Source organism: Actinosynnema sp. NPDC002837 (assembly GCF_040295345.1).
Lineage (GTDB): Bacteria > Actinomycetota > Actinomycetes > Mycobacteriales > Pseudonocardiaceae > Actinosynnema.
This window is the reverse complement of the sequence record NZ_JBEOVG010000052.1, coordinates 24453-48053: the sequence shown is the minus strand read 5'-3', so window position 1 is coordinate 48053 and position 23601 is coordinate 24453. Positions and strand designations below refer to the sequence as shown.

18 protein-coding genes are annotated in these 23601 nt (G+C 73.4%); 8 read left to right on the top strand and 10 right to left on the bottom strand.

Going from position 1 to position 23601, the window contains the following annotated elements:
• The first annotated feature begins 58 nt into the window (after positions 1 to 58).
• The gene (locus ABTZ99_RS28975) at positions 59 to 763 is read left to right on the top strand and encodes a hypothetical protein (protein ID WP_499615628.1); all 705 of its coding nucleotides are present in this window, start codon (positions 59 to 61) and stop codon (positions 761 to 763) included.
• A 9-nt stretch (positions 764 to 772) separates the two neighbouring features.
• Here ABTZ99_RS28975 and ABTZ99_RS28970 read toward each other — a convergent pair whose 3' ends face one another.
• Positions 773 to 1846 (bottom strand): hypothetical protein, encoded by a 1074-nt coding sequence (locus tag ABTZ99_RS28970; protein WP_499615625.1) that lies wholly within the window; start codon positions 1844 to 1846, stop codon positions 773 to 775.
• A gap of 138 nt (positions 1847 to 1984) precedes the next feature.
• Positions 1985 to 2962, bottom strand: a complete 978-nt coding sequence (locus tag ABTZ99_RS28965; RefSeq protein WP_499615622.1) for a hypothetical protein — start codon at positions 2960 to 2962, stop codon at positions 1985 to 1987.
• Positions 2963 to 3150: 188 nt separating this feature from the next.
• Between ABTZ99_RS28965 and ABTZ99_RS28960 the strand changes: the two genes are divergently transcribed.
• Positions 3151 to 3285: a hypothetical protein gene (locus ABTZ99_RS28960; RefSeq protein WP_498777265.1), complete on the top strand. Its 135-nt coding sequence runs from the start codon at positions 3151 to 3153 to the stop codon at positions 3283 to 3285.
• 227 nt (positions 3286 to 3512) lie between these two features.
• Complete coding sequence (locus ABTZ99_RS28955; RefSeq protein ID WP_498777267.1) at positions 3513 to 3938, top strand: SgcJ/EcaC family oxidoreductase; 426 nt, start codon at positions 3513 to 3515, stop codon at positions 3936 to 3938.
• Between the two features lie 19 nt (positions 3939 to 3957).
• On the opposite strand, the gene ABTZ99_RS28950 is transcribed toward ABTZ99_RS28955, so the two are convergent.
• Positions 3958 to 5202, bottom strand: a complete 1245-nt coding sequence (locus ABTZ99_RS28950; RefSeq protein ID WP_499615619.1) for a hypothetical protein — start codon at positions 5200 to 5202, stop codon at positions 3958 to 3960.
• Between the two features lie 419 nt (positions 5203 to 5621).
• Here ABTZ99_RS28950 and ABTZ99_RS28945 point away from each other — a divergent pair, with 419 nt between their 5' ends.
• The 3 genes from ABTZ99_RS28945 to ABTZ99_RS28935 all read left to right on the top strand — a co-directional run bounded on the left by ABTZ99_RS28945 (position 5622) and on the right by ABTZ99_RS28935 (position 8173).
• Entirely contained in the window at positions 5622 to 5855 is a 234-nt protein-coding gene (locus tag ABTZ99_RS28945) for a hypothetical protein (protein WP_499615617.1), read from the top strand.
• A 797-nt stretch (positions 5856 to 6652) separates the two neighbouring features.
• The gene (locus tag ABTZ99_RS28940; RefSeq protein ID WP_499615614.1) at positions 6653 to 7558 is read left to right on the top strand and encodes a lysyl endopeptidase; all 906 of its coding nucleotides are present in this window, start codon (positions 6653 to 6655) and stop codon (positions 7556 to 7558) included.
• 123 nt (positions 7559 to 7681) lie between these two features.
• Entirely contained in the window at positions 7682 to 8173 is a 492-nt protein-coding gene (locus tag ABTZ99_RS28935; RefSeq protein ID WP_499615611.1) for a nucleotidyltransferase domain-containing protein, read from the top strand.
• Positions 8174 to 8253: 80 nt separating this feature from the next.
• On the opposite strand, the gene ABTZ99_RS28930 is transcribed toward ABTZ99_RS28935, so the two are convergent.
• The 6 genes from ABTZ99_RS28930 to ABTZ99_RS28905 form a co-directional block, all read right to left on the bottom strand.
• On the bottom strand, positions 8254 to 9222 hold the full coding sequence (locus ABTZ99_RS28930) for a hypothetical protein (protein ID WP_499615608.1): 969 nt from the start codon (positions 9220 to 9222) through the stop codon (positions 8254 to 8256).
• Positions 9223 to 9251: 29 nt separating this feature from the next.
• Positions 9252 to 10772, bottom strand: a complete 1521-nt coding sequence (locus ABTZ99_RS28925; protein ID WP_499615605.1) for an OmpL47-type beta-barrel domain-containing protein — start codon at positions 10770 to 10772, stop codon at positions 9252 to 9254.
• 34 nt (positions 10773 to 10806) lie between these two features.
• On the bottom strand, positions 10807 to 14781 hold the full coding sequence (locus ABTZ99_RS28920) for a ThuA domain-containing protein (protein WP_499615603.1): 3975 nt from the start codon (positions 14779 to 14781) through the stop codon (positions 10807 to 10809).
• Between the two features lie 32 nt (positions 14782 to 14813).
• Positions 14814 to 15863 (bottom strand): multicopper oxidase domain-containing protein, encoded by a 1050-nt coding sequence (locus tag ABTZ99_RS28915; RefSeq protein ID WP_499615601.1) that lies wholly within the window; start codon positions 15861 to 15863, stop codon positions 14814 to 14816.
• Positions 15864 to 16364: 501 nt separating this feature from the next.
• Positions 16365 to 16904: a GNAT family N-acetyltransferase gene (locus tag ABTZ99_RS28910; RefSeq protein ID WP_498777285.1), complete on the bottom strand. Its 540-nt coding sequence runs from the start codon at positions 16902 to 16904 to the stop codon at positions 16365 to 16367.
• Between the two features lie 28 nt (positions 16905 to 16932).
• Complete coding sequence (locus ABTZ99_RS28905; protein WP_499615599.1) at positions 16933 to 17871, bottom strand: aminoglycoside phosphotransferase/kinase family protein; 939 nt, start codon at positions 17869 to 17871, stop codon at positions 16933 to 16935.
• A 128-nt stretch (positions 17872 to 17999) separates the two neighbouring features.
• Between ABTZ99_RS28905 and ABTZ99_RS28900 the strand changes: the two genes are divergently transcribed.
• Entirely contained in the window at positions 18000 to 18842 is an 843-nt protein-coding gene (locus ABTZ99_RS28900) for a hypothetical protein (RefSeq protein WP_498777290.1), read from the top strand.
• Here the strand turns inward: ABTZ99_RS28900 and ABTZ99_RS28895 are convergent.
• Complete coding sequence (locus ABTZ99_RS28895) at positions 18829 to 22065, bottom strand: winged helix-turn-helix domain-containing protein (protein ID WP_499615596.1); 3237 nt, start codon at positions 22063 to 22065, stop codon at positions 18829 to 18831. The genes ABTZ99_RS28900 and ABTZ99_RS28895 overlap by 14 nt on opposite strands.
• Before the next feature lie 174 nt (positions 22066 to 22239).
• Between ABTZ99_RS28895 and ABTZ99_RS28890 the strand changes: the two genes are divergently transcribed.
• Positions 22240 to 23400, top strand: a complete 1161-nt coding sequence (locus ABTZ99_RS28890; RefSeq protein WP_499615593.1) for a trypsin-like serine peptidase — start codon at positions 22240 to 22242, stop codon at positions 23398 to 23400.
• The last annotated feature ends 201 nt before the right edge of the window (positions 23401 to 23601 follow it).

The following is a 23601-nucleotide window of genomic DNA, read 5'->3' as shown; positions in this document are numbered from 1 at the left end:
CGCCGCCGGCGTGCCGGAACGTCGCTACACTCGGTGATCTTCCGGCGGAGGGTGTCCGATGTTCGAGTTGGTGGCGAAGCTCGCGGAGATCTTGTCGTCACACTGGGTGCGGTTCCTCGACGGTCGGCGGTCCGGGCGCGATGCCGAGGTCGCGGCGCACGTCGTCGGCGTGGTGCTCGCCCTCCAGGACCTGTGCGTGCGCGGCGAGCGGCTGCTCGTGCTCGCCGAGGAGCTGGCCGGCGACTCGCCCGGGCCGCGGACCTCGGCGGAGTTCGAGGGCGTGCTGGCCGAGCAGGTGCGCGAGGTCGGGGCGCTGCGGCTGCGGCTGTCGGACGCGAAGCCGCTGCTGGCCACCGTCGACCCGCTGTTCTACCCGGAGCTCGCCCCGGTCGTGGACCAGAAGTCCGGTCTGCTGACGCGGTGGACCAGGCAGGCGTCGCTGAGCGCGTTCTCCACCACGACGTTGTTCTTCCTGCCGTCGCGCGACGTGGCGAGCCTCGTCGAGGAGGCGGGCGCGGGAGCCGAACTCGACCGCGGCCCGTACGCGCACGCCGTGGCCGAGGGCGTGCGCGCGGTCCGGGCGCGGGAGCTGCGGGACCTGCGCACCGCCGCCGCCAAGGGCGCCGGGATCCACGCCGAGATCGCCACCGCACGGGCGGGCCTGGCCCGCACCAAGGACTTCTGCGCGACGTTGCTCCGGGCGACCGAGGCCGCCGTGGGCCCGGAGGCCATGACGCGGCTGCGGCGCGAACTGCTCCCCTGACCGATCGGGTCAGCGGTGGTGCCGCAGCGCCCGGACCAGCTCCGGGTCGCGCGGGTAGCCCATCGTGGCGAACGCGATGCTGCCGATGTCGGTGGCCAGGACCGTCGTCCGCGCGAAACCCAGCAGCACGGCCAGCCGGTCGACGTTGAACATCATCCGCTGGAACAGGCCGGTGCGCCGGAGGGGTTCGTCGAGGCGGACCTCGTCCACGCTCAGCTCGACCCGGTTCGACCAGCTGAACTGGAGCAGCGCGGTGGCGGCGCCCTCGCGCAGGACGAGGTCGACGCTGCCGGTCCCGCCGGGGTACAGCGCGAGGTCGGCGCGCGCCCCGTCGAGCCGGTGCAGCAGCGTCGCGGCGAACCGGGACGGGCTGATCGGCGCCCACGCGCGCCACGTCGCCACGAACTCGTCGTCCAGGCCCACGACGGTCAACCCGAGCTCCAGCCGGCGGAAGGCCGCGATGTCGACGGGTTCGGCGGCGTGGTCGGGTCGCCCGGCCGGCGTCACCGAGATCCGAGCCGCGTCGGCCACCAGTTCGTCCCACAGCGGGTCGGGGCGGAACGGCGGGAACGGCAGGTCGCCGCCGAGCGCCTCCCAGGCGCGCCGCCACCACGCCACCGCGCGCACGGGCCGCATCCCGACGAGCGTGGCCGCGACGACTTGGCACCGCACCAGCACCAGCGACGCGCCGACCGCGACCAGCTCGATCGAACCCGGCCGCTCGCTCGTCAGGGCCGCGTGCTCGGCGGCGTGCTCCATCTCGGAGTAGGCCACGACGTGGGGCGCGTCGGCGATCCGGTACTCGATGGCCGAGTCCAGCACGGCCCCGGTGCTCACCGGCTGGAACACGACGTCGTTTGGGGTGAGGATCAACGGCCACACGCCGTGCTCGTCGCCCATCACGAACTCCACGGCGGGGTCGCCGTCGGGCGCGCGGATGTCGCGGCACCGGCGGACCGCGCCGGCGTCGATCAGGAGGGCGTCGTCGAGGGCGGGCACGTGCACGCGGACGCCGTTCGCGACGGCGGTCACCCGGAGGCCGGGCAGGTGTTCGAGCGCGCGGATGACGTCCGTGACGTCCATGCGGCCTCCGATCGTCGGGTGCGGCCATTGTCCACGCACGCGCAACGCAAGAACGCCGATCTCTCCGAGCGGCGGTTGTCGCGGGCCGGCCGGATTGCGGCGTGGTGCGCTCGGCGGCGTTTGCGCCGGTGCCCGGCGTCAGCGGTCGATGGCGATGTCGACGGCGACCGGTGCGCCCGTCGCGTCCACGTCCAGGTGGACGGGGAAGAACCCGTCACCGATGGAGGTCATCGCCATCATGACGTCGGCGCCGCCGACCGCGAGGGTGGCGGCCTCGTGGTCGGCGGCCCGGACGGCCGCCATCACCTGCCAGTGGTGCGAGTGCGGGCGGAAGTCGAGGGCGAACCTGCGCTCCGGCTCGGACCTCTTGCGCTCCTCCAAGGCGACCGCCCGCCGGTACGCCTCCCGGATCGGGAGGGAGAGCCAGCCGTAGGCGTCGTCACCCGGCGTGCCGGTGCGACCCGCACCGAACTCGGTGGCGACCTCGTCCTCGTCCCCGCCCCAGAACACCACGTCGGCGAGGCCGTCCAGGGAATCGTCGTGGACCCAGGAGCCGAGCGCGTCCGCGTCGGCGAAGGCGAACCGGGCGTGGTCGATCCTGATCCGCGTGAGCGGGCGGCGCTCGGCCACCTCGCCGTCGCCGAGCTCGATGCGGATGCGGGCCCAGCCCCACTGCCCGCGCGTGGCCGCCACCCGCAGCGCCCGGTCGGTCGGCACGCCGCCGACCGGGACGACCGGCACACCGGTGACCAGGAAGTCCGGGTCGCCCGCCGCGATCGCGTGCCGCACCCGCTCGCGGTGCGGGATCCGGCGGGGGAACCGGTGCGGCGAAGCGCTGAGCCCGCGCGCACGGCAGTGCTCGGCGAACTTCGCGGCGAACCGCTCCGCCGCGTGCTCGGGGATGTCGTACAGCCGGCGACCGGACTGGTGGTCGAACGACCGCGCGGCGGCGTCCGCGTCGGGACCGACGACCTCGAAGTCGACCGCCGCGACCCCGCCGGGTCCGCCCACCTCGTCCGGGGAGCGGTCGCCGGACCACAGCCCCAGGTACCCGCCGTCCACCAGCACCAGCTGCCCGGACGGACAGGTCACCGAACCGAGCTCCACCTCGTCCACGGCGAGCAGTCTACGAACCGCGCGCGAGCACGTGCCGGTGGCCGGGTGCGAACCCGGTGCGCCGCGGCGGCTCGTCGGGCGGCGGTGCGGGTTCGGGCGGAGTTCTCGTTGGTGTGGTCCGGGTCGTGGGAAATTGGTGGGCCGAGGCGTTGGCCGGCCAGGCGTCGACCATGTAGAATAGCGGGAAAGTGTCGCGCGATCCGTTGTACGCGAACGATGTGGCCGCCGCGTTCGGAGCGGCACCGCGGAAGTCCTTGGCAGGCAAGCACTGGCCGTCGGGGCACGGCGTCCGGCTGGACGAGGTGGTCGACCTCGTGGCGTGAACGGCGGCACTGCACACCGGGCGAGGGCCGCTGCCCGTCGTGTACGTCCCGACGCGGTTCTCGGCGATCTGCGGGACGTGGCCGCTGGATCCCGCGTTGTCCTGGGGAGCTGACGAAGAGTCCACTGTGGAGGGTCCGGCGGGGCTGCGGTTCGACCGCGGCGTGATCCCGGTTCGGACGCCACGTCGTACCGCGAAGCAGGCAGACGCACGGCAAGAGAGGAAGACATGGCCAGTACCGAAGACCAGGTCCGAACCGAACCGGGTGCCGCCGACCGCGCCGCGATCGCGGCACTGCCCGTGAACCTGACATCGGCGTGGCAGGCGCACGACGCCGCCGCGTTCGCCGACCTCTTCATCGACGACGGCACGATGATCCTGCCGGGCCTGTACCGCAAGGGCAAAGAGGACATCCGCGCCTACATGGCCCAGGCCTTCCAGGGCGCGTACCGGGGCACCAGGGTCACCGGCGAGCCCATCCACCTCAAGATGCTCAACGACGACAGCGCGGTGCTGGTCACCAAGGGTGGCGTGCTCGCGCCCGACGAGACCGAAGTCCACCCGAGCCGGGAGATCAGGGCGTCGTGGATCGTCGTGCGCCAGGGCGGGCAGTGGAAGCTGGCCGCGTACCACAACAGCCCGGTCAACGTCTGACCTGACCCGGCCTGTGCGCTCAGGCCAGGCGGGCCGCGGCCGCGGCGCGCACGGGCGTGGTGTCGATCGGGTCGTCGGCCAGGTCGCGCAGGCGCGCCCGGGTTTCCCGGGTGAGCGGCGCGCGTGCGGCGGCGAACGCCCGGACCTGTTCCTCGCAGTCCCACAGGCCTTCGACCAGCAGGTGGTCCGATGAGACGGGGCTGAGCGCGACCAACGCGTCGAGGTACGCGGCCCGTTCGTAGGAGTGGGGGGTGTCCGACCACAGTCGTCGCAGGACGGGGACGGCCCGGTGCGCCGCGGCGTGGTGGTCTGCCGTCGAACCCGACAGCCGCGACAGCCGGGCGAGGCCGGTGGCCGCGACGTCGTAGCCGCACCAGTCCTCGCCAGGTGGGCGTTCCAGGGTGGACAGCATCAGCTCGACGTCCCGGTGGTCGCCGTGCGCGGCGAGGACGCGGGTCGCGATCCGGCGGAGGGGGTGGTCGGGGTCCGCCGACCAGCGGCGCGCGTGGTCGGCGGCCCGCGGTCCCAGCGGTTGGAGGGCACGGCCGAGTCCGGGCACGGGTCGGCGCACGGGGGTGTCCAGGACGAGGTGCTCCGCCAGGTCCAGCAGCGCGGGTTCCGGACCGCGTCGGGCGATCTCGAACAGGGCCCGGGTCTTCGCGGCCCGTGGCACGTCGCGGTCGCGGAGCAGGGCGAGCAGTTCGCCGGTGGGGCGGTCGCGGTGCGGGCCGGGTCGGCCGGGAGCGCGGTCGGTTGCGGGACGGGTGGCCCAGGCGTGTTGCCGCGCCCAGGTCAGCCAGGGGTCGCTGCGCCAGAGCAGGCCACGCCGGTCGTCCGGGGTCAGGCGGCGCCGCGCGGTGCCGGCGAGGTCGTCCCACCAGGCGCGGGGCCATTCCGCGGCTGCGGTTTCGAGCACGTCGATCCAGTGCGGGCCGGCGCGGACGTGGTCCCGGACGGCGGTGACGGCCTCGCGGGACCCGGCGGTGCCGAGGGCCACCAGCAGGGAGGCGAGGGTGAGGGCCGTCTGGTCGTCCGCGGTGTCCTGGAGCAGTGCGGTGATCGGGTGCAGGGGCAGGGCGAGATCGCGGACCAGTCGCGCCAGGTACACCGCGCGGTCGTCGACCTGCCAGTCCCAGCGGTAGTCGTGCACGACGCAGTCGTGGACCAGGTCGGCGGAGGTCGGGTCGGTGGTCGCGAGCATCGCTCCCCGGCCGCGGCCGCGCTGGAGCATCCCGGCGAGGGTGTCGGCAGGGGCTGGGCGCATCGACGCCATTGTGGGCCGGGAGGGACCGGTCGAGCCAGCGGATTCGGGTCCGGCTCGGGTCAGCCGCTCTGCTTGGACGTGGGGTTCCGGCCGCGTGCGGAGGTGGCGGGGTCGAGGCGGCCCACGGAGCGGCCAGGTGGTCGTGTCGCGCGGCGAGGTGGTCTTGCAGGCGTGCGTGGCGGAACTGGTAGGTGGCGCCGACCTGGCGCAGGATCCCCAGGCGGTGGGCTTCGGCGAGGAACGCCTGGAGCCGCCACGGGAGGCGTCCACGGGCCGCCGGCAGGAGCCGTGCGCTGGTGTAGTGCGCCCACGCCGACGCGTTCAGGGCCACCACGAGGCACACGGCTGAAGTGTCGAGGAGGCGATCCGCTCGAACGGACGACGCGGGCGTCACGACGTCGCGGAGACCGCTGGGGTTCTTGATCCACCTCAGGGCGGCGAAGCCGACGCCGACGACCGCACCGCCCACGAGCCCGGCCGACGCGGCGTCGAGGGAGGCGGTGAAGCTGCCCCTGCCGAGGCTGAAGACGCAGCAGGTCGCGCCCATCAGGAGGTCGAGCAACGCCGCGACGGACATCCACAGCACCACGCGCCGCCAGGGTGAAGCGGTCGTCGGCGCCCAGCGGTGCAGCTGCCACCAGGCCAGGTCGTAGGTGCCCTGTCGTCGCAGCCCGGCGGCGAGGTGCGTCAGGTGGTGCGGGGCCCGAGCCGGGTCCCGGCGGCGCCGGGCGGTGTCCTGGCGGTGAGCGCGGGTGCAGAGGGTCGGGACGAAGGCGTCCAGCAGGTGGTGCTCGACGGCGGCGGGGGTGGGGAAGCGGCCGGTGTCGGTGAGTTCGGTGGGGTCGCCGGGGGCGTCGGCGTACGCGGTTCGGGCGAGGGCCACCACGAGCGGGTTGGCGAGCGCCTGGGCGGTCGGCCCGTCCGGGTGCCCGGCCAGGACGTCCCAGTGCTCCTGGCGGGGGCCGGGTGGGGTGGCCAGGCGGAACAGGGTGACGGCGTCGTCGGGGCGGACGGGTGCGGGCGTGACGACCGCCGCGCCGGTCAGCACGCGGCCGTCGGCGCGCAGGTCGTCGATCGCGCTCGGCCCGAAGGTCTCCGCGTCGGCCAGGGCCCGGTAGTCGGCGGCGATCCGGCGTCGCAGCCACGCTCGCGGGCGGTCGCGGGCCGGGGCGAACGAGGCGAGCGAGAGCAGCACCGGTCGCCGTGACCGGCCTGGTTGTCGCCCGGCCGGGTGGTGCGGTGAGCCCGGATCAGGTGACGGGGTAACCCGGCGGTCCGCGTGAGGCCGGTTCCGGGTCACGTGGACGTGGCGTGACCGCGGTCCCCGGAGGGCTGAGCCCTCGCGACTCGTCCGAGTGGACGTGCCGGACCGCGCACATGGGGGTCGCACCGCCGGGTAGTACCGCGGGTGGCTGAGCGCGGCCGGCACAACTCCGAGTGGGAGTCAGCAATGGGAAAGTCAATCGTGCAACCGAGGTCGGGGGCGGGTGGGCGGTCCGCCGTCTACGTCGACGGCCCCTATCCCGGCACCGAGGAGACCGCGGCGGAACTGGCGGCCTCCGGGTTCGACACCGCGATCCTCTGGAGCCTGCACGTCCACGAGAACGGCGACCTCTACTACAACGAGAACCTGATCGTGTCGGAGGGGGAGTACTGCGGCGACGAGGGCTGGCCGACCTGGGTGGCGTCCTTGAAGACCAGGCCGGACTCGAAGGTCGGTCGCGTCGAGGTCTCGATCGGCTCCTACGGCGCCGCCGACTGGGAGAACATCGAGAGCCTGGTCCTGCGGCGCAGCGACGACGGCGGGACCGGGCCGGACAGCATCCTGTACCGCAACTTCAAGGCCTTGCAGGACGAGCTCCGGGTCGACGCGCTCAACAGCGACGACGAGTCGTGCTACGACGTGGACTCGACCGTGGAGTTCGCCAGGATGGCGGAGGGGATCGGGTACCGGAAGTTCACCTTCGTGCCCTACGAGGAAGTGGACTACTGGAAGGAAGTCGCGAGGGAACTCGGCTCCCTGGTGGACCGCGTCTACCTGCAGTGCTACGCGGGAGGCGGGGACAACGACCCCGCGGAGTGGGTGGGCGAGCTGGGCCTGGCGGTCGACCCCGGGCTGTGGTGCAAGCACGGCTCGGTCTGCCGCGAAGGCGACTCGCCGGAGGAGGTCGGGCAGGCGTTGCGGGAGATGGGCACGACCACGCCGATCTACGGCGGCTTCATGTGGCGCTACTCCGACATGCGCCTGTGCTCGAAGCCGGGGCAGACCGTGGCGGACTACGCGGCGGCGATCAACTCCGCGACCGGCGCCAAGGACGTGTCGAAGCCCGCCGCCACTGGCCGGCCGGGACGATGAGCGGTCGCGCGGTGCCGTGAACGCGGGCGACCGGCACACCACCCGCCGTCCCCACCGACCCCGGATCACGCACCGGCCTCGATAGGATTGCCGCTCCGGCGAGAGCGGGGAGGAACGGCGAGGGTGACCGGCGACGACGTGCTGGAGATCCTGGACGCCCTGCGGGAGGCCGGCAGCGACGTGTGGATCGGCGGTGGCTGGGGCGTCGACGCCCTGCTGGGCAGGCAGACCCGCCCACACCGGGACCTGGACCTCATGCACCGCGGTGAACAGGAGCCGGCCGTCCTCGCGACCCTCGCCGAAGCGGGGTTCGCCGAATCGGTCGACTGGCGTCCGGTGCGCTTCGTCGTCGCGGACGCGAAGGGCCGCGAGATCGACCTGCACCCGCTCGTCTTCGCCGCCGACGGGAGCGCGACGCAGGCTTCGCCGGAACCAGGGCGCCCGTTCACCTACCCGGCCGCGTGCTTCGTCACCGGCACGATCCTGAACCGCACCGTGCCCTGCCTGTCCGCCGAGCAGCAGGTCTACTTCCACCAGGGCTACGAGCCGACCGACCGGGACCGCCACGACATGGCCCGGCTGCGCGAGGCGTTCGGGATCGCCACCCACTTCTGACCCGCCGCACGTGCCCGCCGGCGGTCCGTTCCCGCACGTGCCCGCTGTGTGGGAGCGCGGACCGCCGGTGATTCCGGGTGTCAGAGGCGTGCCGCGCCCTTCGCGGTGGTGGTCGCGGCGGCTTGCGCACGTCGTTCACGGGCGCGTTCCTCGGCGGTGCCGCGAACGCCGTCGGCGGCGGCGGACAGGGTGGGTGCGGAGTGGTCGCCGACGATCCCGCCGCGGATGCTGTTGTTCGCCGCCACCTCGGCCACCGGCTTGTTCGCGGTCAGCCGGAGGACGCCGTTGACGATGTTGTCGTCCAGGGTCGTGCGGCCGCCGGTCGTGTTCGAGATGCCGACGTCCCGGGCGAAGTAGCCGCCGGAGGCGCAGCTGTCGAGGCCGCCGTTCGGGCCGAGCTGCACGCCGCCGAGGTTGCCGGCGAACGTGGCCCGACCGCCGACGGCGGTGCCGCAGACGACGCTGCCGGTCGGGTTGTTCAGCACGGACAGCGCGCCGTCCACGAAGCTGTCGTGCAGGTCGGTGAAGTACGCCGCGGTGGTGCCGACGTCGCCGGTGACCTCGCTGCCGGTCACGCTGACCTCGCCGACGCCCGAGGTGAGGTCGCCGTCGATCCTCGAACCACGCTCGACGAACAGGAAGCCCTCGATGGTCGCGGTGCCCTTCGGCTCGACGACCACGCCGCCGACGTCGCTGTTGTTCAGGTAGAGCCCGAAGCCGCCGGCCGCGAGGGTGATCCCGCCGTCGACCCTGGTGTCGGTCGAGTCGAGGTAGCCGTCGGCCGCGACCTTGACCGAACCGTTGACCGTGCCGCCGGTGATCACGAGGTTCGAGCCGGCGGCCACGCGCACGTTGCCGGTGACGGTGGTGCCCGTCAACGAGCACGACTCGCCCGGCGGCACGTACAGGTCGCTGGGGACCGTGACGGCGCCGCCGCTGCCGACGCAGTACATCACCAGGTCCGCGCGCGCGTCCTGGGCGGCGCCCAGCACCGACGCGGCGACGATGGCGCTCAAGGTGGCGAGCGCGGGTGCGGTCCGTCTGGTCATCTCGGTTCTCCCTGTTGCGGTGGAAGGAACTACTCGCCGATGTCGGATCGCGAGGCCGCGCGCACGATGACGGCCTGCTCCCTCGTGGTCAGCACGCCCCTGGCCACCAGGTCGGTGGTGACGAGGTCGACGTGCCGGACGAAGGCGCCGTGGTCGGGGTGCTCGCCGTGCTGGTCGACGAGGTCGCTGACGGTGCAACCGTCGCCGGTGTCGACGTTCGCGACCCGGGTGTCCTCGTCCCCGATGACCACCGTCGGCCGCGTGTCGGAGTCGGGGCAGGCGTCCGCACCCGGTTTCACCACGGTGAAGGACGCGGACTTCGCCTCGGCGGCGTTGCCGGCCTTGTCGGTGGCGCGGTACCGCACGGTGTGGCTGCCCGCCGCGCCGACCACGACGGGCGACGAGTACGCGGTCCACTCGCCGCTGTCGAGCGCGTACTCGACCCGGTCGACGCCCGACTGCGCGTCCGTCGCGGTGATCGTCACGGTCGCGGTGTCCAGGTAGGCGCCGTCGGGGTTCCTGGCCCCGGACACCACGGCGGACGTCGTCGGCGGCTCGGTGTCGACCGGCGTGGTGACGACGGTGAAGGCCACCATGCCCTCCGGCGAGGTGTTGCCCGCGTTGTCCGTCGCGCGGAAGTGGACCATGTGCGATCCGGGCGCGGTGACCTCGACCGGCGCGGTGTAGGCCGTCCACGGCCCGGAGTGCAGCTGGTACTCCCGGCCGCGCACGCCCGAGTCCGCGTCGGTCGCGGTGATGGTGACGGTCGCCTTGTCGACGTAGTTGCCCTGCGCGTCCTTGGCCCCCGCGACGTCGGCGGCCACCTCGGGCGGTGTCGTGTCGGACGGCGGTTCGACCACGCGGAACGACACCGAGCCGATCTCGGAGGTGTTGCCCGCCCGGTCGGTCGCCCGGTACTGCACGGAGTGGTCGCCGACCGCCGTGACGCGGACCGGCGCGGTGTAGGGCGCGAAGCCGGTGTCGTCCACCTCGTACTCGACCGACGCCACCCCCGAGCCCGCGTCGGAGGCGGTCACGGTGACCGTGGCGCTGCCGAGGTAGTTGCCGGCGGCGTCGCGCGGGCCGGTGACCTCGCCGGCCGCGGTCGGCGGGGTGGTGTCCTCACCACCCTCGGTCACGGTGAACTCGCCGGACATCGTGCCGTGGCCGGGGATCGTGCACAGGTAGCGGTACTTGCCCGGGGTGAGCGTCACCGCGGCCTCGTGCCTGCCGTTGCGCGCGTCGAACGGGTTGGCCAGGATGTTCAGCTCCACGTCGTGGTTGTAGCCGGGCGTGGAGGTGTCGAAGGTGAGCGTGTGCGGCATGCCGGTGGTGTTGCCGGTGGCCTCGCTGTTCTCGAAGACGATCGTCGTCGGGCCGGGCGCCGCGGTGCTCGGCGCGGACTTGTAGCGGGTGATGTCGTTGTCCGCGGTCCAGGTCAGCACCTGCTCCTGGGCCTGGACGGGAGCGGACGGCAGCGCGGTGGCCGGGAGGACGGCGGCCAGGGACAGCAGCGCCGCGGCCACCGCGGCGGTCGGACGTCGGAACATGGTGCACCTTCCTGAGCGCGGACCTGCCGGACGGCTAGAGCGACCGCACTCGGATGTTGCGGAAGTCGATCACGTCGGACGCGCCGTGGTTCTGCAGGCCGAGGAAGCCCTCGGCGAACTGGCGCAGGTCCGTCGGCGGGTCGCTCGGCCGGGACGACTGCTTGCCCGGCGCGTTGTCGAACTCGTTGATCACCACGCCGTCGCGGACGATCGTGTAGTGCTGCCCGACGACCCGGATCTCGTAGTCGTGCCAGCCGCCCTTGGCGGGCGCGCCGGACGGCGGCAGCCCGACCGGGTCGAAGTTGTAGACCGATCCGGTCTTCTGCGGCTCGCCGGTCTCGCCGTCGTAGATCTGGATCTCGTGCCCGCAGTAGATCGCCACCCACGCCGCCGACGTCCGCGCCGAGCCGACGGTCCCGCAGCTGTCCGGCGGGCGTTGGTCCACGGGCGTGCGGGGATCGGGGAACCTGGTGAACACGCCGCTGTTGGCGCGCACGCCGTCCGGTGACATGTCGCGGAACTGGAGCTTCACCGAGAAGTCCCCGAACTGCTCGCGCGCGTACCAGAGCATGCCCAGCCCGCCGGAGGAGCGCAGCGCGCCGTCCGGCTGGATCGAGAACGACCCGGACGGCGCCTGGACCCAGCCCCGCAGCGACGCCGCGGTGCCGTCGAAGATCGGCTCGTAGCCGGTGTTGCCCGCCGTGCCGATGTCGGAGCCGGCGGCGGCGCGGGCCAGCGCGGTGTTCTCGCGGGCGGTGAGCACGCCGTCGCGCTGCAACCGGTCGGCGACCTCGGTGACGTGCCGGACGAACGTGCCGTGGTCGACCCACGGGCTCTCGTCGTCGATCAGGTCGTTGACCGTGCAGCCGCCGCCGACCGGCTTGTTGGCCACGCCCGAGTCCGACTCGCCCAGCCACACCGTGGCCCGGTCGTCGGGGACCGCGCAGCCGACGTCCACGGTGAGCGGCACGACCTGCGTCTCGCCGTCTGCGTAGGTCACGGTGAGCTTGGCCTGGTACTCGCCCACCCGGTCGTAGGTGTGCCGCGGGTCGGCCTCGGTGGACGACGTGCCGTCGCCGAACTCCCAGCGGTGCGACGCGCCACCGGACTTGGAGCCGGTGAAGGCGACGGTGAGCGGCTTGCCGTGCACCGCGACCGAGCCGGCGGCCGGCTTCGGCGTCTTCGCGCCGCCTTGGTAGGTGATCCGGATCAGCTTCTGGTTGGGGTGCAGGCTGAAGAACCCACCGCCGTAGTCCAGCAGGTAGAGCGCGCCGTCCCGGCCGAACTTCGCGTCCATCCAGCTCTGGAGCCGGTCGTCGCCGAGGCCGCCGGGGATGATCGCGCGCAGGCTCTCGCCGAAGGCCGGGGGAGCGGCGGTCGGCACACCGGCCGGGTCGACGGTCACCGCGACCCGGTTGGCCGAGTTCGACTGGTCGCCGATGAACCACTTGTCGTCCCAGTACTCCGGCCACGCGACACCGCTGCCGGTGTCGACCAGCTCCCGGTGGTAGGTCGGTCCGGTCATGACGGCCTGGCCGCCACCGCGCAGGTACGGCTGGGTGTAGGTGGCGTCGGCGGCGTTGTAGGTGGGGATGCCGCTGCCGTCCGGGCGGTCCGGGAACACCGGGCCGCCGCCTCCCGGCGCGTACCAGATCATGTTGTCCTTGACCGGCGGCAGGTCGACCAGGCCGGTGTTGCGCGGCGAGTGGTTCTTCGGCGCGTCGCAGTCGTACCAGCCGGTCAGCACGGTCGCGTCGGTGTTGCTGCGGTCGCGGTAGGGCTGCTTGTTCCCCATGCAGAAGGGCCAGCCGTGGTTGCCCGCCTCGGTGATGATGGTCGCGGTCTCGTACTTGGCCGGGCCCAGCTCCGGGCTCGGTTGCAGCGCGTCCGGACCGACCCAGGCGGCGGTCAGCCACTGCGTGACGGGGTCGATCTGCAGGCGCGAGATGTTGCGCACGCCCATCACGTAGATCTCCGGGCGGGTCTTCGCGGTCCCCGGCGGGAACAGGTTGCCCGGCGGGATCGTGTACGTGCCGTCCGGCTCGGGGTGGATGCGGATGATCTTGCCGTTGAGGTCGTCGGTGTTGCCGGCCGTGCGGCGGGCGTCCTGGAAGGACAGTCCCTCCCACTCGGCGGTCCAGTTGTTGCCGGAGTAGCCCTGCGAGCCCAGGGAGGAGTTGCTGTCGCCGGAACCCACGTACAGGTTGCCCTTGGCGTCGAACGCCATGCCGCCGCCCGCGTGGCAGCAGCTGTGCTGCTGGACCTCCCACTGGAGCAGGTCCTTGCGGGTGGCCAGGTCGATCGTCTGCGTCGCGCGGTCGTAGGTGAGGCGCGAGATCGTCCGCTTGCCCGTCCGCTTCTCGCGGTCGACGGTGTCGTGCGGCATCCAGTAGACGTAGAGCCGGCCGTTCTCGGCGAACGCCGGGTCGGGCACGATGCCCAGCAGGCCTTCCTCGTTCTTGACGAGTTCCGTTCCGCTGCCGCGGTTGCCCATCACCGGCAGCGTCGCCAGCAGCTTCACCTGCTTGGTGTCAGGTCGGAACTGGTGGATCGTGCCGCAGCCGAGGCCGACGTGGGGATCGGTCCACGCGACGACGGGGCCGGTGGGGCAGGCGGCCTTGCCGACGTAGAACACCGTGCCGTCCGGGGCGACGGTCAGGCCGTGCGGCTCGCCGATCTGGTCGAGCCGGCCGGTCTGGTTGGCCGCGGTCAGCCGCTCGACCTCGTAGTTCGACGCGATGGTGGCCTGGCAGTCGCCGCGCACCAGGCCGGTCGTCCACTTCAGGGCGCCGGTCAGGTGGCTGCGGAGGGCCTGCTCGCCGTAGCCCTCTTCGGTGTGGCCCATGCCGGTGTAGAAGGACCGACCGCCCTCGTAGTCGCGGCACCAGGACACCGGGTGGAACGGGCCGTTGGCGCCCGGACCGGGGTCGTAGTGCCGTTCCTCGACCTGGGCGACCGTGTGCACGACGCCGACCGGGTTGGGCTCCCAGTTGTACCAGCGGTCCGATCGGGCGAGGGTGAGCGGCAGGCCCTCGTTCGCCGGGTGCTGCCGGTCGAGGAGGTTCACCACGGACCGGTGCACCTCGGGGTCCGGTATGGGTGTCGGGTCGCCGGCGTACAGGCGCAGGTCGGCCAGCTGGGTGATCGGCTCGCCCCCGTTGGCCGTGATGTCCAGCCGGTAGTGCTGGAACGACCGCGGTTCGGCGATGGTGAACGTGCGGCTCTGGAAGCGCTCCGGGAAGGTCTGGCCGGTCCGGCGGTCCAGGTCGGTCCAGGTCGTGCCGTCCGCGGAGCCCCGCAGCGTCCAGTCCTTCGGGTCGCGGCCGGGTGCGTCGTTGGCCGAGGTGAGCGTGTAGCGGTTGACCGCGGCGGCGGCCGGCAGCCGGTAGGCCGCCCACGCCGTCGTGCTCCGGACCAGCCACTTGGTCTCCGGCTTGCCGTCGGCCAGCATCTCCTTGGTCTCGTTCGGCGGGTTCTCGGCGCTCGCCGTCACCGCGCTCGCCGTCTCGGGGGTGGCGGTGGTGCCGACGGGACGGGTCCCGATGAGACCGGCGAACCAGGACGACTCGGGCTGCGCCTTCGCGGCGTCGGCCACCCCGAGGAACCCGCCGCCGTTCTTCACGTAGTCGCGCAGCGCCGCTTCCTGGTCACGGCTGAGCGTCGCGCCGGAGGCGGACAGGAACACGACCGCGCGGTACCCGGCGAGGGTGTCGGCGGTGAACACGGCCGGGTCGGACGACGCGTCGACGGCGATGCCGTTGGCGGCCCCGATGTCCCGGAACGCCTCGGTGGCGCGGGCGACCGGGTCCTGCTGCTCGGCGGCCGGGCCGTGGAAGACCAGGACCGACGCCGACGCGGCGGTGGTGATCGGCGCCTGCCGCGGCACGGCCGGTGACGCGGTCGCGGAGGTGAGTGATCCGCCGAGCAGGACCGCCGCCGCGGTCACCGCCGACAGCGCCCTCCTCCCTGTTCTCCCGCGGTGTCCGCCCGGAGAGGTCGTTGGCCCCATCCCTCACTCCTTCGTCGTCGCCGGCCACGAGGTCATCGCGTGGGCGAGTGCTGGTGCTGCCCCTCGGTCGGGGCGTGCGCGGTCGCCGCGCCGTGGCTGTGCCCGCGGAACCGGTCGATCGCCTCCTGCACGCCGGGCGGCATGCTGCCGTCGGCGTTGCGCACGAGGAAGATCCCGGACATCCCGGTCTCCGAGTGGTTCTGCACGTGGCAGTGGTACATCCACGCGCCGGGGCCGACGCCGTCGCCGGCCAGCACCTGGAACCCGAACGAGCTGCCCGGGTTGAGGTCCTTGTTGTCGATCACCCGGCTCGGGTCGGACGCCCCTTCGAGCATCCCGGTGCGGTTGTCGGCCCACCGGTGCGCGTGCAGGTGGAACGTGTGGAACTGGTTGCCGTGCCCGATCGCGATCCACTCCACCCGCTGGCCGAGGTCGGCCTCGAAGATCGGCGTGTGCGGCGCGACCAGGTTGTTGACGGTCATCTCGTTGAACACGACGGTGAACTGCTTGTCCGGCAGGATGTCTCCGCGGCGGCGCACGACCAGCGCGCCGTACAGCCCGCGCGCGATGCCCAGGGAACCGTGGTCGGTGCCCATGGCGTGGTCGTGGTAGTGCCAGTAGCCCGCGTTGCCGGGCATCAGGCGCCTGCCCGAGGTGGCGGTCATCTCCCGTGATCGCCAGGTGTAGGTCCGCGTCTCGCCGGGGTTGTTGAAGGAGGCGTTGAGCGGGCTGCCGTCGGACTCGACGCCGTAGTCGACGCCGTGCGGGTGGATGGACATCCGCCGGTCGGTGTTGTTGACCAGGGTGACTTCGAGCGTGTCGCCCTCGTAGATCTCCAGGACGGGACCCGGCACGGTCGCCTGACCGGGCGCCAGGCCGTAGCCGTACAGGTTGTCCGGCAGGGCTTCCGCGTACAGGGTGACCTTCTTGACCACGCCCTCCTGCGCGTTGGCGACGTGCCGGGGCGCCACCGGGCCGAGCGCCATGGCGGCCGGCACGGCGAGCCCGGCCGTGCCGGTCGCCAGCACGGCGCGCCGGGACACGAGCCTGGTGAACCAGCCGGGTTGGGCGTGCTCGTCCATCGTTCTCCGTCCAGGTCGACGGCATTCGCCCGGAAAGGGCGGAGCCGGTGCCGGAAAGGCGCGGAACAATGAGGGCGTGAGCCGCTCGGGAATGGACTCGGCGTCCATTCCTCGCGCGGCGAACAAACCGTCCGGGGCGCGCTCGCGCGGACGGCGTCGGAGGTTGTGGTTGTCCGGTGCGGTTGCGCGAAGTTTGGCAGTCTTTCGCAACAACCATCTGCAACTTATGCATGGTTTCAACGAAAGTGAAGGGCCAAGTGGCCTAACGGACCGGACAATCCGTGTCATAGTGTGGGAAAGTCGTGCATCGTTCACTCGGTCGGCCCATCGGGCCGCACTCGGCGCGGACAACACCGGTGGCTCGTGCTCGTCCGAATTCGTTCTCGGTCCGTCCCGGTTGCCGTCGATCCGCGAACGTGCTTTTTCGCCGACGATCGCGGGTCGCGGTCGGACGTCGGTTTCCGCCGGGTGACGCGATTCGTCCGGGCGACAGCCGTGGTGTCAGAGTCGTCTCGTCGTGAACAGGGTCGTCCCGCGGGCCGGGTCCACTTCCACCCGCTCGGTCTCGGTGAACCCGAGCTTGGTCAGCACGCGGCGGGAGGCGGTGTTCCAGTCCCAGACCGTGGCCCACACCCGGTGGTGCCCCGACGACCTCGCCCAGTCCAGGACCGCCGACGCGGCTTCGGTCGCGTAACCCTGACGCCAGGCCCGGCGCAGCAGCTCGAACGCCAGTTCCGGTTCCCCTTCGGCTCCTCGGCCGCTGTCGATCAACCCGCAGTAGCCGATGACGTCACCGGTCGCCTTCCGCTCGATGGCCAGCAATCCCGTCGACGACGGCGGCTCGTCGGCGCGGATCGCCTGCTCGAGCTCCTCGACCGTGGGGCGGCCGTCGGCGTCGATCCGGCGGTGCGGCGGCACTCGCGGATCGCGTTCGGTCCACAGCTCGCGCTGGACGACGGCGTCGGCCACCCGCCACGGCCTGAGCAGCAGGCGATCCGTTTCGAGCACGACCTCGCGTCCCGGCGTCACCTCGGCTGCCATGACCGCGACTGTCCACCACGTGGCCGCTTCACCTCGCGGAGGGCTCCCCGTCCCGCCAGGGCTCGGTGGCCCGCCAGGCCTCCAGCGACGAGGACAGGCCGTCGACCAGGAGCGGGAGCTGCGGGGCCAGCGCCAGGCAGGCGACCACCTGCAGGTCGCGCAAGCGCTCCATGGCGCGCAGGACGCCCGGGTCGACCGCGCGCAGGCCGAGTTCGGCCGCGGCGGCGTCGTAGGACGCGATCGCCTCCTCGCCGGTGTGCGCGAGGTCCCACTCGACCGGGGCGACGCCGACGTGCTCGTAGTCGGAGTACAGCAGGGCGTCGGCGGTCTCGATCAGGTTGTAGAACGGGGCGTCGCCGTGGACCACTTGGACGGGGACGCCGGGGAACATCCGCGCGAACGCGGCGGGCGACGCGATGGCGGGCGACAGGACGGCCCACTCGGCGCGGGCCCGGGCCAGGTCGGCGGCGGGCAGCAGGTCGTCACGACCTTCGAGGTCGTCGAAGGCGAGGTCGACGTACCCCTGCATCCCCGGGACGAAGCCGGTCTCGCCCGGGTACTCGGCCAGGATCGAGTGCAGGCGCGCGACGACGGGCATGCGCTTGACCACGTCGTAATCGGTGGGGGTCACGCCGTCGACCTTCTCCCAGAAGGTCATCGCGAAACCGTCGCGCTCGACGGGCTCGGCCGGGACGAGCCCACTGGGCACGACGGTCGGCTCGCCGCGTGCCGCCAGCCACCTCGACACCGCCAGCTCCGTGCGCTGGAAGCCCGTCGACGAGGTGCCGCGCGGGGTCACGACCGGCACTCGTGCGACGACCGGTGACGGCGCGAGGTCCACCACCACCGAGAAGACGTCGTACACGACCTCAGCCTCGGAAGCGTCCAGCCCCAGCGCCGTCGCGGCGTCGACGGCGGCGTCGCGGGCACGTCGTGAGCGGGCTGCGCGTTCTTCCTCGGTGATCATGAGCGCCACTCTAGGACTCGGCGCCGGGGGCGGCCGGCCACCCGACTTTAAGACCACCGTAATCCCCGGTCCCATCCTGGTTCGTGGCGTCGCGGGGCACGGCCGCGCGCGGAGACCAAGGGGGATCGATGAGCAGGACGACGTGGTGGGCACGGGTGGCGATGGGCTGCCTCGCGGTGGGGCTGGCGACCGGGCAGGCGAGCGCGGAGACGGCCGCCGTGGACCTCCAGCTGGTGGAGGCCGTGAGCCCGTCCACCGACGCCGACAAGTCCGTGCGGGCGCTGTGCCCGCGGGGCACGAAGCTGTACTCGGCGGGCGGCGCGGTCGACAACCGGTCGGGGGACGTGGCGATCGACGCCATCCGGCCGTTGGCGGACCTGTCCGGGGTCGTGGTGCGGGCCAGGTCGCTCACGACCACGCCCGCGTGGGCGGTGACCGCCTACGCGGTCTGCGGCACGGGCAACCCCGAACTGGCGCGCGAGGACCCGTTCGGCACGGCGGAGGTCGTCCCCAAGGAGCACTCCGACTCCTGCCCGGTCGCCAACAGCCTGACCGGTCTCGGTGGCGAGGTCGTCGGGAACGACGGCGCGGACAAGGCGGCCCTGTACGGGCTCGTGCCCGACGAGGGCCTGACCACGGCCACCGCGATGGGGTCCGGACCGGCGAACGCGCAGTGGACGGTGAAGGCGTCGGCGATCTGCGACGCCACGATGGCCGGCAGCCTGGTGCGCGTGGTGGCCGACTCGGGCGAGTTCCCCGACCTCGGGGCGCAGGAGGCCACCGCGACCTGCGACGACGGGTTCCGGCTCGTGGGCGGTGGCGGCTTGGTGAGCGGCGAGACGCCCGACTCCGAGGCGATCCTGGTGAGCGCCAAGCCGGACCCGGGGACCGACTCGATGACGGTGATCGCGCCGGAAGGCGCCAGCCGGTGGAACGTGGAGGCCTACGCGATCTGCCTCAAGGAGGCGTGAGCCCCGCACCGCGCGGCGTGGAGTCGGGGAACGGGCTCGGCTCCACGTCGATCTCCCGCATCCGCGAGACGTAGGCCCGGTAGCGCCGTCGCGCCTCGCCGTGGCTGCCCGCCGCCGTCAGGGCCCGGACCAGGGTCAGGTGCGCGGTCTCGTCGTAGCCGTCGCGTTCCAGGACCCGCAGGCAGTACCGGGTGGTCGCGACGTGGTCGCCGGCGGCGGCGACGTGCTCGGCCAGCGCCGAGGCGACCTGGAGGTAGGTGAGGCGGGTGTCCTCGCGCAGCTCGGCCGCCCAGTCCGCGTAGGGGTCCTCCTCCAGGAAGTCGCCGGTGTAGGCGGTCTCCGCCGAGGCGAGCAGCGCCGGCGACCGGCCCGCCAGCCCGGCCTTCGCGTCGGCGTGGAACCGGAGCACGTCCACGTCGACCGCGGCCGGGTCCAGGCGCACCTGGTCGTGGTCGGCGACGATGCCGTGCCGGTCGCACCGGTCGGGGTCGAGCACCAGGCGCGCGGTGGACAGCGCCACCGAGAACCGGTTGGCGACGCGTTCCGGCGGCTCGTCCGGCCACAGCAGCGCCATCAGCGCCTCGCGGGTCGCGGGCCGTCCCCGCCGTGCGACGAGGATCTTGACCAGGTCGCGCGCCTTCTTCGACTGCCACGCGGTTGCCGGGACCGCCGCGCCGCGGACCAGCACCTGGAACCCGCCGAGGGTGCGGATCGACACCGCGGGCCCGGTCGACCGGCCGCAGCTCTCGGCGACGGACGCGGCTTCCGCGACCAGCCCGCGGGCGCCGATCCGGCCGGCGGCCTGGCCCGCCACGGTGACCAGCGCCAGCCCGTCCGCCCCGCCGAGCACGCGTGCCTTGGCGATCGACACCTCGATGCCGCCGATCGGGTTGCCGATCTCGGCCCACGCCGCGGCGGCCTGGGCCAGCAGCGACAACGCCTCGTCGCGCCCGGTCCTGGCCCGGCCGAGCAGTTCGAGCGACGCGGCGACGGCGGCCCGGTCGCCGCGACGGGCGGCCACCGCGTGGGCCCGGCCGGCGTGGGAGGCGGCCTCGTCGGGCTCACCCCGGGCCAGCGCCAGCCGTGCGGCGGCCAGCAGCGCCGCCGGGTAGCCGAGGCCGGTGCCGCACGACAACGCCCGGCGCACGAGGTCCTGGGCGGTCCCGGGCTGCTCGTCGGCCAGCACCCGGGCCAGCCCCGCCAGCGCGGGCACCAGCTGCGGCACCGCGTCGTTCTCCTCGGCCAGCCGCACCGCCTCGGCGAAGGCGTCCCGGGCCAGCGCCCGCTCACCCCGGAGCCGGTAGACCTCGCCCAACGACTCCAGGGCCAGGCTGGCGAGCCGCGAACCCGTCCTGGTGTACACCTTCCGCGCCGCGTGCAGGTCGGCCGCGGCTTCGTCGAGCCGCCCCAGGCCCAGCCACGCCGCGCCCCGGTTGTTCAGCGCGAGCGCCCGGTAGCTGGTGAACCCCGTGAGGTCGGCCAGCCGCAACGCGGTGTCCAGCTCGGCCAGCGCCTCCGCGTGGTCCGCCTCGTGCACGAGGTGGGCGGACCGGTTGACCCGGATCCTGATCTCGGCGAGCACGTCGCCGGCGAGCCGGGCGTGCGCCAACGCCCGCGCGTAGTGGTCCGCGATCGCCGGGCGGTCGCCCTCCGCGTCGGCGATCATGGCCAGCACGGTGTGCGTGGCGGCCAGGGCCGCGTCGTCGCCCGCTTCCTCGGCCAGCGCCGACGCCGCGGCGATCTCGGCCCGGCTCGACGCGACGTCGCCCCGCGCCCAGTGCGCGCTCGCCGCGAGCCCGCGCACCCTGGCCTCGGCCGCCGGGTCGGCCCCGGTGGTCGAGCACTCCTTGCAGGCCGCCAGCGTCCGGTCCGGCGCACCGCTGAAGTAGTGCATCGCCGCGATGCGGGCCGCCAGCGCCGGAGGCGTGCGGGCGCCCGGCGGAGTCGCCCGCCGCAGGCACGCCAGCGCCAGGCCCCACTCGCCGCGCACCTGGTGCGCCACGCCGGCCAGCTGCCACGTGACCGGGTCGCGCTCGTCGGGCGGGATCTCGGCCACGGCGGCGATCACGGTGTCCGCGCCGCCCTGCTGCACCAGCTCCTCGCCGCGTTCGGCCAGCAGGGCGCCGACGACCCGGTGCTCGCCGAGCCCGGCCAGCGCGGCGAGCGCCTCGGCGGGGCGGCCCTGCCCGGCGAGCCAGGCGGCGGCGGTCGTGCCGAGCCGTCGTCGCTCGTCGGCGCCCAGCCCGGCGCGGCCGGCGACGAACGCGCGTGCCAGCGGGATCAGGCCGAGCCGACCCGGGTCCGCGATCAGCCGCTCGACGAACAGCCCGCGGGCCAGCAGGTCGGCGAGCACCCGCGCGGCATCGGCGAACCCGAGCGCCGCCAGCAGGTCGGCGTCGAAGCGGTCGAACAGCGCCGCGACCGCCAGCAGCTCGCGGACCGGTCGCGGTTCCCGGTCGAAGACCTCGTGGGCCAGGTAGTCGTACAGCGCGCGGTTGTGCGGCAACGCGGCGGGCGGTGCGTGCCGCGTCGGTCCGGGGCCGGTCGTCGGGTTGCGGCCCAGCGCCTCGGCGGCCATCCGCACCGCCACCGGCCAGCCGCCGGACAGGCGGTGGACCTCCGCGGCGGCGCGGTCGTCGGCCACCAGCTCCCGCGTCTCCCGTTCGGTGAACGCCAACTGCGCGGCGGTCACCTCCAGCGGCCCGGACGGCCGCTGCACCGGGAACGGCGGCGGCTCCCGGCCGGACAGCACGACGTGCAGGGCAGGCGGCGCGTGCAGGCACAGCGCTTCGAGCAGGCCGCACGTCCGGTCGTCGGGGCCGATGACGTGCAGGTCGTCCACCACCAGGAGCAGCGTCCGCCCGCCGGCGGCCTCGGCGATCGCGTCGCACAGGGAGGCGGCCATCGCGTGCGCCCGGTCGGTGCGCCCGGCCTCGCCCGCGGCCTCGTCGTCGGCCAGGACCGCGGGCGGCTCGAAGCGGAGCGAGGGCAGGACGACGCGCAGGGCCCGGGCGAGGCGGACGAGCAGCGGCTGGGCGGAGCGGTCCTCCTCGGTGAGCGTGTGCCAGGCGACCTCCGCTCGCGCGGTCCACCCGGCGAGGAACGTGGTCTTGCCGTACCCGGCGGGCGCCACCACCGTCGTGATCCTGCTCGACCGCGCCGCGGCCAGCAGGTAGTCCAGGCGAGGCCGCACGACGGTGTCGGTGGTCCCGGTCTGCGTCACACGTAATCCATCGCACATCGATGCCCGTTGATGCGAGCTCGTCGCCGGATTCACCCGATGTGATCAGCCCGGGTGGCCGGTCGGCCGTGCCGCCTTATGCCGACGCTAAGGCCACCGGAAGGCGCGTGACGACCGTGGTGCGCGACCACCTCACCGACCTTCCAAGGGGCATCGATGAAACTCCGGACATCCCGCGGGAAACGACACCTGCCGGGCACCGCGATCGTGCTGCTGCTGATCGCGGCGCTCGCGCCCGTGGTGACCGCGTCGGTCGCCAGGGCCGAGGACCCGTGCGCGGACCGTCCCGCCACCGAGCTGGACCGGCGCGCCGACTGGCGCTGCGTCGGGCTCGCCACCTACGCCGATCCCGCCGCCGTGCCGCGGCCGGTCGCGCTCACCGACGAGGAGGCCCAGCGGCTGGACGTGACCCAGCCGGAGAGCTGGGAGCTCGGCGTCGCGGTCTCCCCTGACGGGCGGCTGTACCGGCAGATCACGCCGTCGCCGGTCGGCCCCGATGAGACCCGCCCGGTCAACCCGACGCCGGCGGACGAGGACCCCGAGGGCGAGCCGCGGCCCGACACCGACGAGCGCACGGCGGGCGACGGGTTCGGCACCCGCACGGTGTTCGACGCCGACGACCGCGTGCTGCGGACCGCGACCACGAGCTACCCGTGGCGGGCGATGGGCTCGATCTCGGCGCCCGGCTCCACCACCTCGCACTGCTCCGGCTCCCTGGTCGGGCCGCGGCACCTGCTGACCGCCGGCCACTGCATCCACCAGGGCGGCGGCGGCAAGGGCCAGGGCTGGTTCCCGAACCGCAAGGTGGCGCCGGGCCAGAACGGGATCGGCGCCTACCCGAACGGCCTGAAGAACTCCACCTGGTACTTCAGCGTCTCCGGCTGGTACGACTGGGGCAACCCGGCCTACGACTACGGGATGATCGTGCTGGCGGACCAGGAGTCCACCGCGCGCCTGGGCTGGCTCGGCTGGCGTCCCCGCGGGTACTGGGGCGGGCACTGGACGTTCGGATACCCGGGCTGGGACCACCAGTGCGCGGCCTCGCCCTCGGCCGACGGGCAGTGCGACAACCACCTGTACGGCGACGACAACTCCACGAAGATCGTGCTGGCCAAGATGATCAAGACCCGCGCCGACACCCAGACCGGTCAGAGCGGATCACCGATCTACCAGTACAACGGCGGTGACCGGCGGGTGATCGCGATCATGGCCTACCACGGCAACTGGGGCACCAAGGTGACCGGGAAGAGGTCCGACAACTTCTGCCACTGGATCCACCTGCAGCCCAGCGCGTTCAACGACCACGAGTGCGAGTAGGGCCACGGGCGCCGAGGGCCCGCCTCGGCGCCCGTGGTCGGGGCGATCCACCACCTGAGCCACGACCGGCCGGCGTGCGCGCCAGGTCGTGAGCCGATGTCGCGGGGCCGGTCGCGTTCGGATCCGTTCGGATCCGTTCGCACCGGGCCTCGCGGCGTCGCGGACCGGATGTGCTTCCCGGTGGCCTGATGGTGCCCAGGA

Coding starts and splice junctions, on each gene's coding strand:
- ABTZ99_RS28910 (WP_498777285.1), bottom strand. CDS start 16,904: ATGGCAGCCGAGGTGACGCCGGGACGCGAGGTCGTGCTCGAAACGGAT.
- ABTZ99_RS28975 (WP_499615628.1), top strand. CDS start 59: ATGTTCGAGTTGGTGGCGAAGCTCGCGGAGATCTTGTCGTCACACTGG.
- ABTZ99_RS28925 (WP_499615605.1), bottom strand. CDS start 10,772: ATGTTCCGACGTCCGACCGCCGCGGTGGCCGCGGCGCTGCTGTCCCTG.
- ABTZ99_RS28905 (WP_499615599.1), bottom strand. CDS start 17,871: ATGATCACCGAGGAAGAACGCGCAGCCCGCTCACGACGTGCCCGCGAC.
- ABTZ99_RS28920 (WP_499615603.1), bottom strand. CDS start 14,781: ATGGGGCCAACGACCTCTCCGGGCGGACACCGCGGGAGAACAGGGAGG.
- ABTZ99_RS28890 (WP_499615593.1), top strand. CDS start 22,240: ATGAAACTCCGGACATCCCGCGGGAAACGACACCTGCCGGGCACCGCG.
- ABTZ99_RS28940 (WP_499615614.1), top strand. CDS start 6,653: ATGGGAAAGTCAATCGTGCAACCGAGGTCGGGGGCGGGTGGGCGGTCC.
- ABTZ99_RS28970 (WP_499615625.1), bottom strand. CDS start 1,846: ATGGACGTCACGGACGTCATCCGCGCGCTCGAACACCTGCCCGGCCTC.
- ABTZ99_RS28955 (WP_498777267.1), top strand. CDS start 3,513: ATGGCCAGTACCGAAGACCAGGTCCGAACCGAACCGGGTGCCGCCGAC.
- ABTZ99_RS28900 (WP_498777290.1), top strand. CDS start 18,000: ATGAGCAGGACGACGTGGTGGGCACGGGTGGCGATGGGCTGCCTCGCG.
- ABTZ99_RS28930 (WP_499615608.1), bottom strand. CDS start 9,222: ATGACCAGACGGACCGCACCCGCGCTCGCCACCTTGAGCGCCATCGTC.
- ABTZ99_RS28950 (WP_499615619.1), bottom strand. CDS start 5,202: ATGCGCCCAGCCCCTGCCGACACCCTCGCCGGGATGCTCCAGCGCGGC.
- ABTZ99_RS28915 (WP_499615601.1), bottom strand. CDS start 15,863: ATGGACGAGCACGCCCAACCCGGCTGGTTCACCAGGCTCGTGTCCCGG.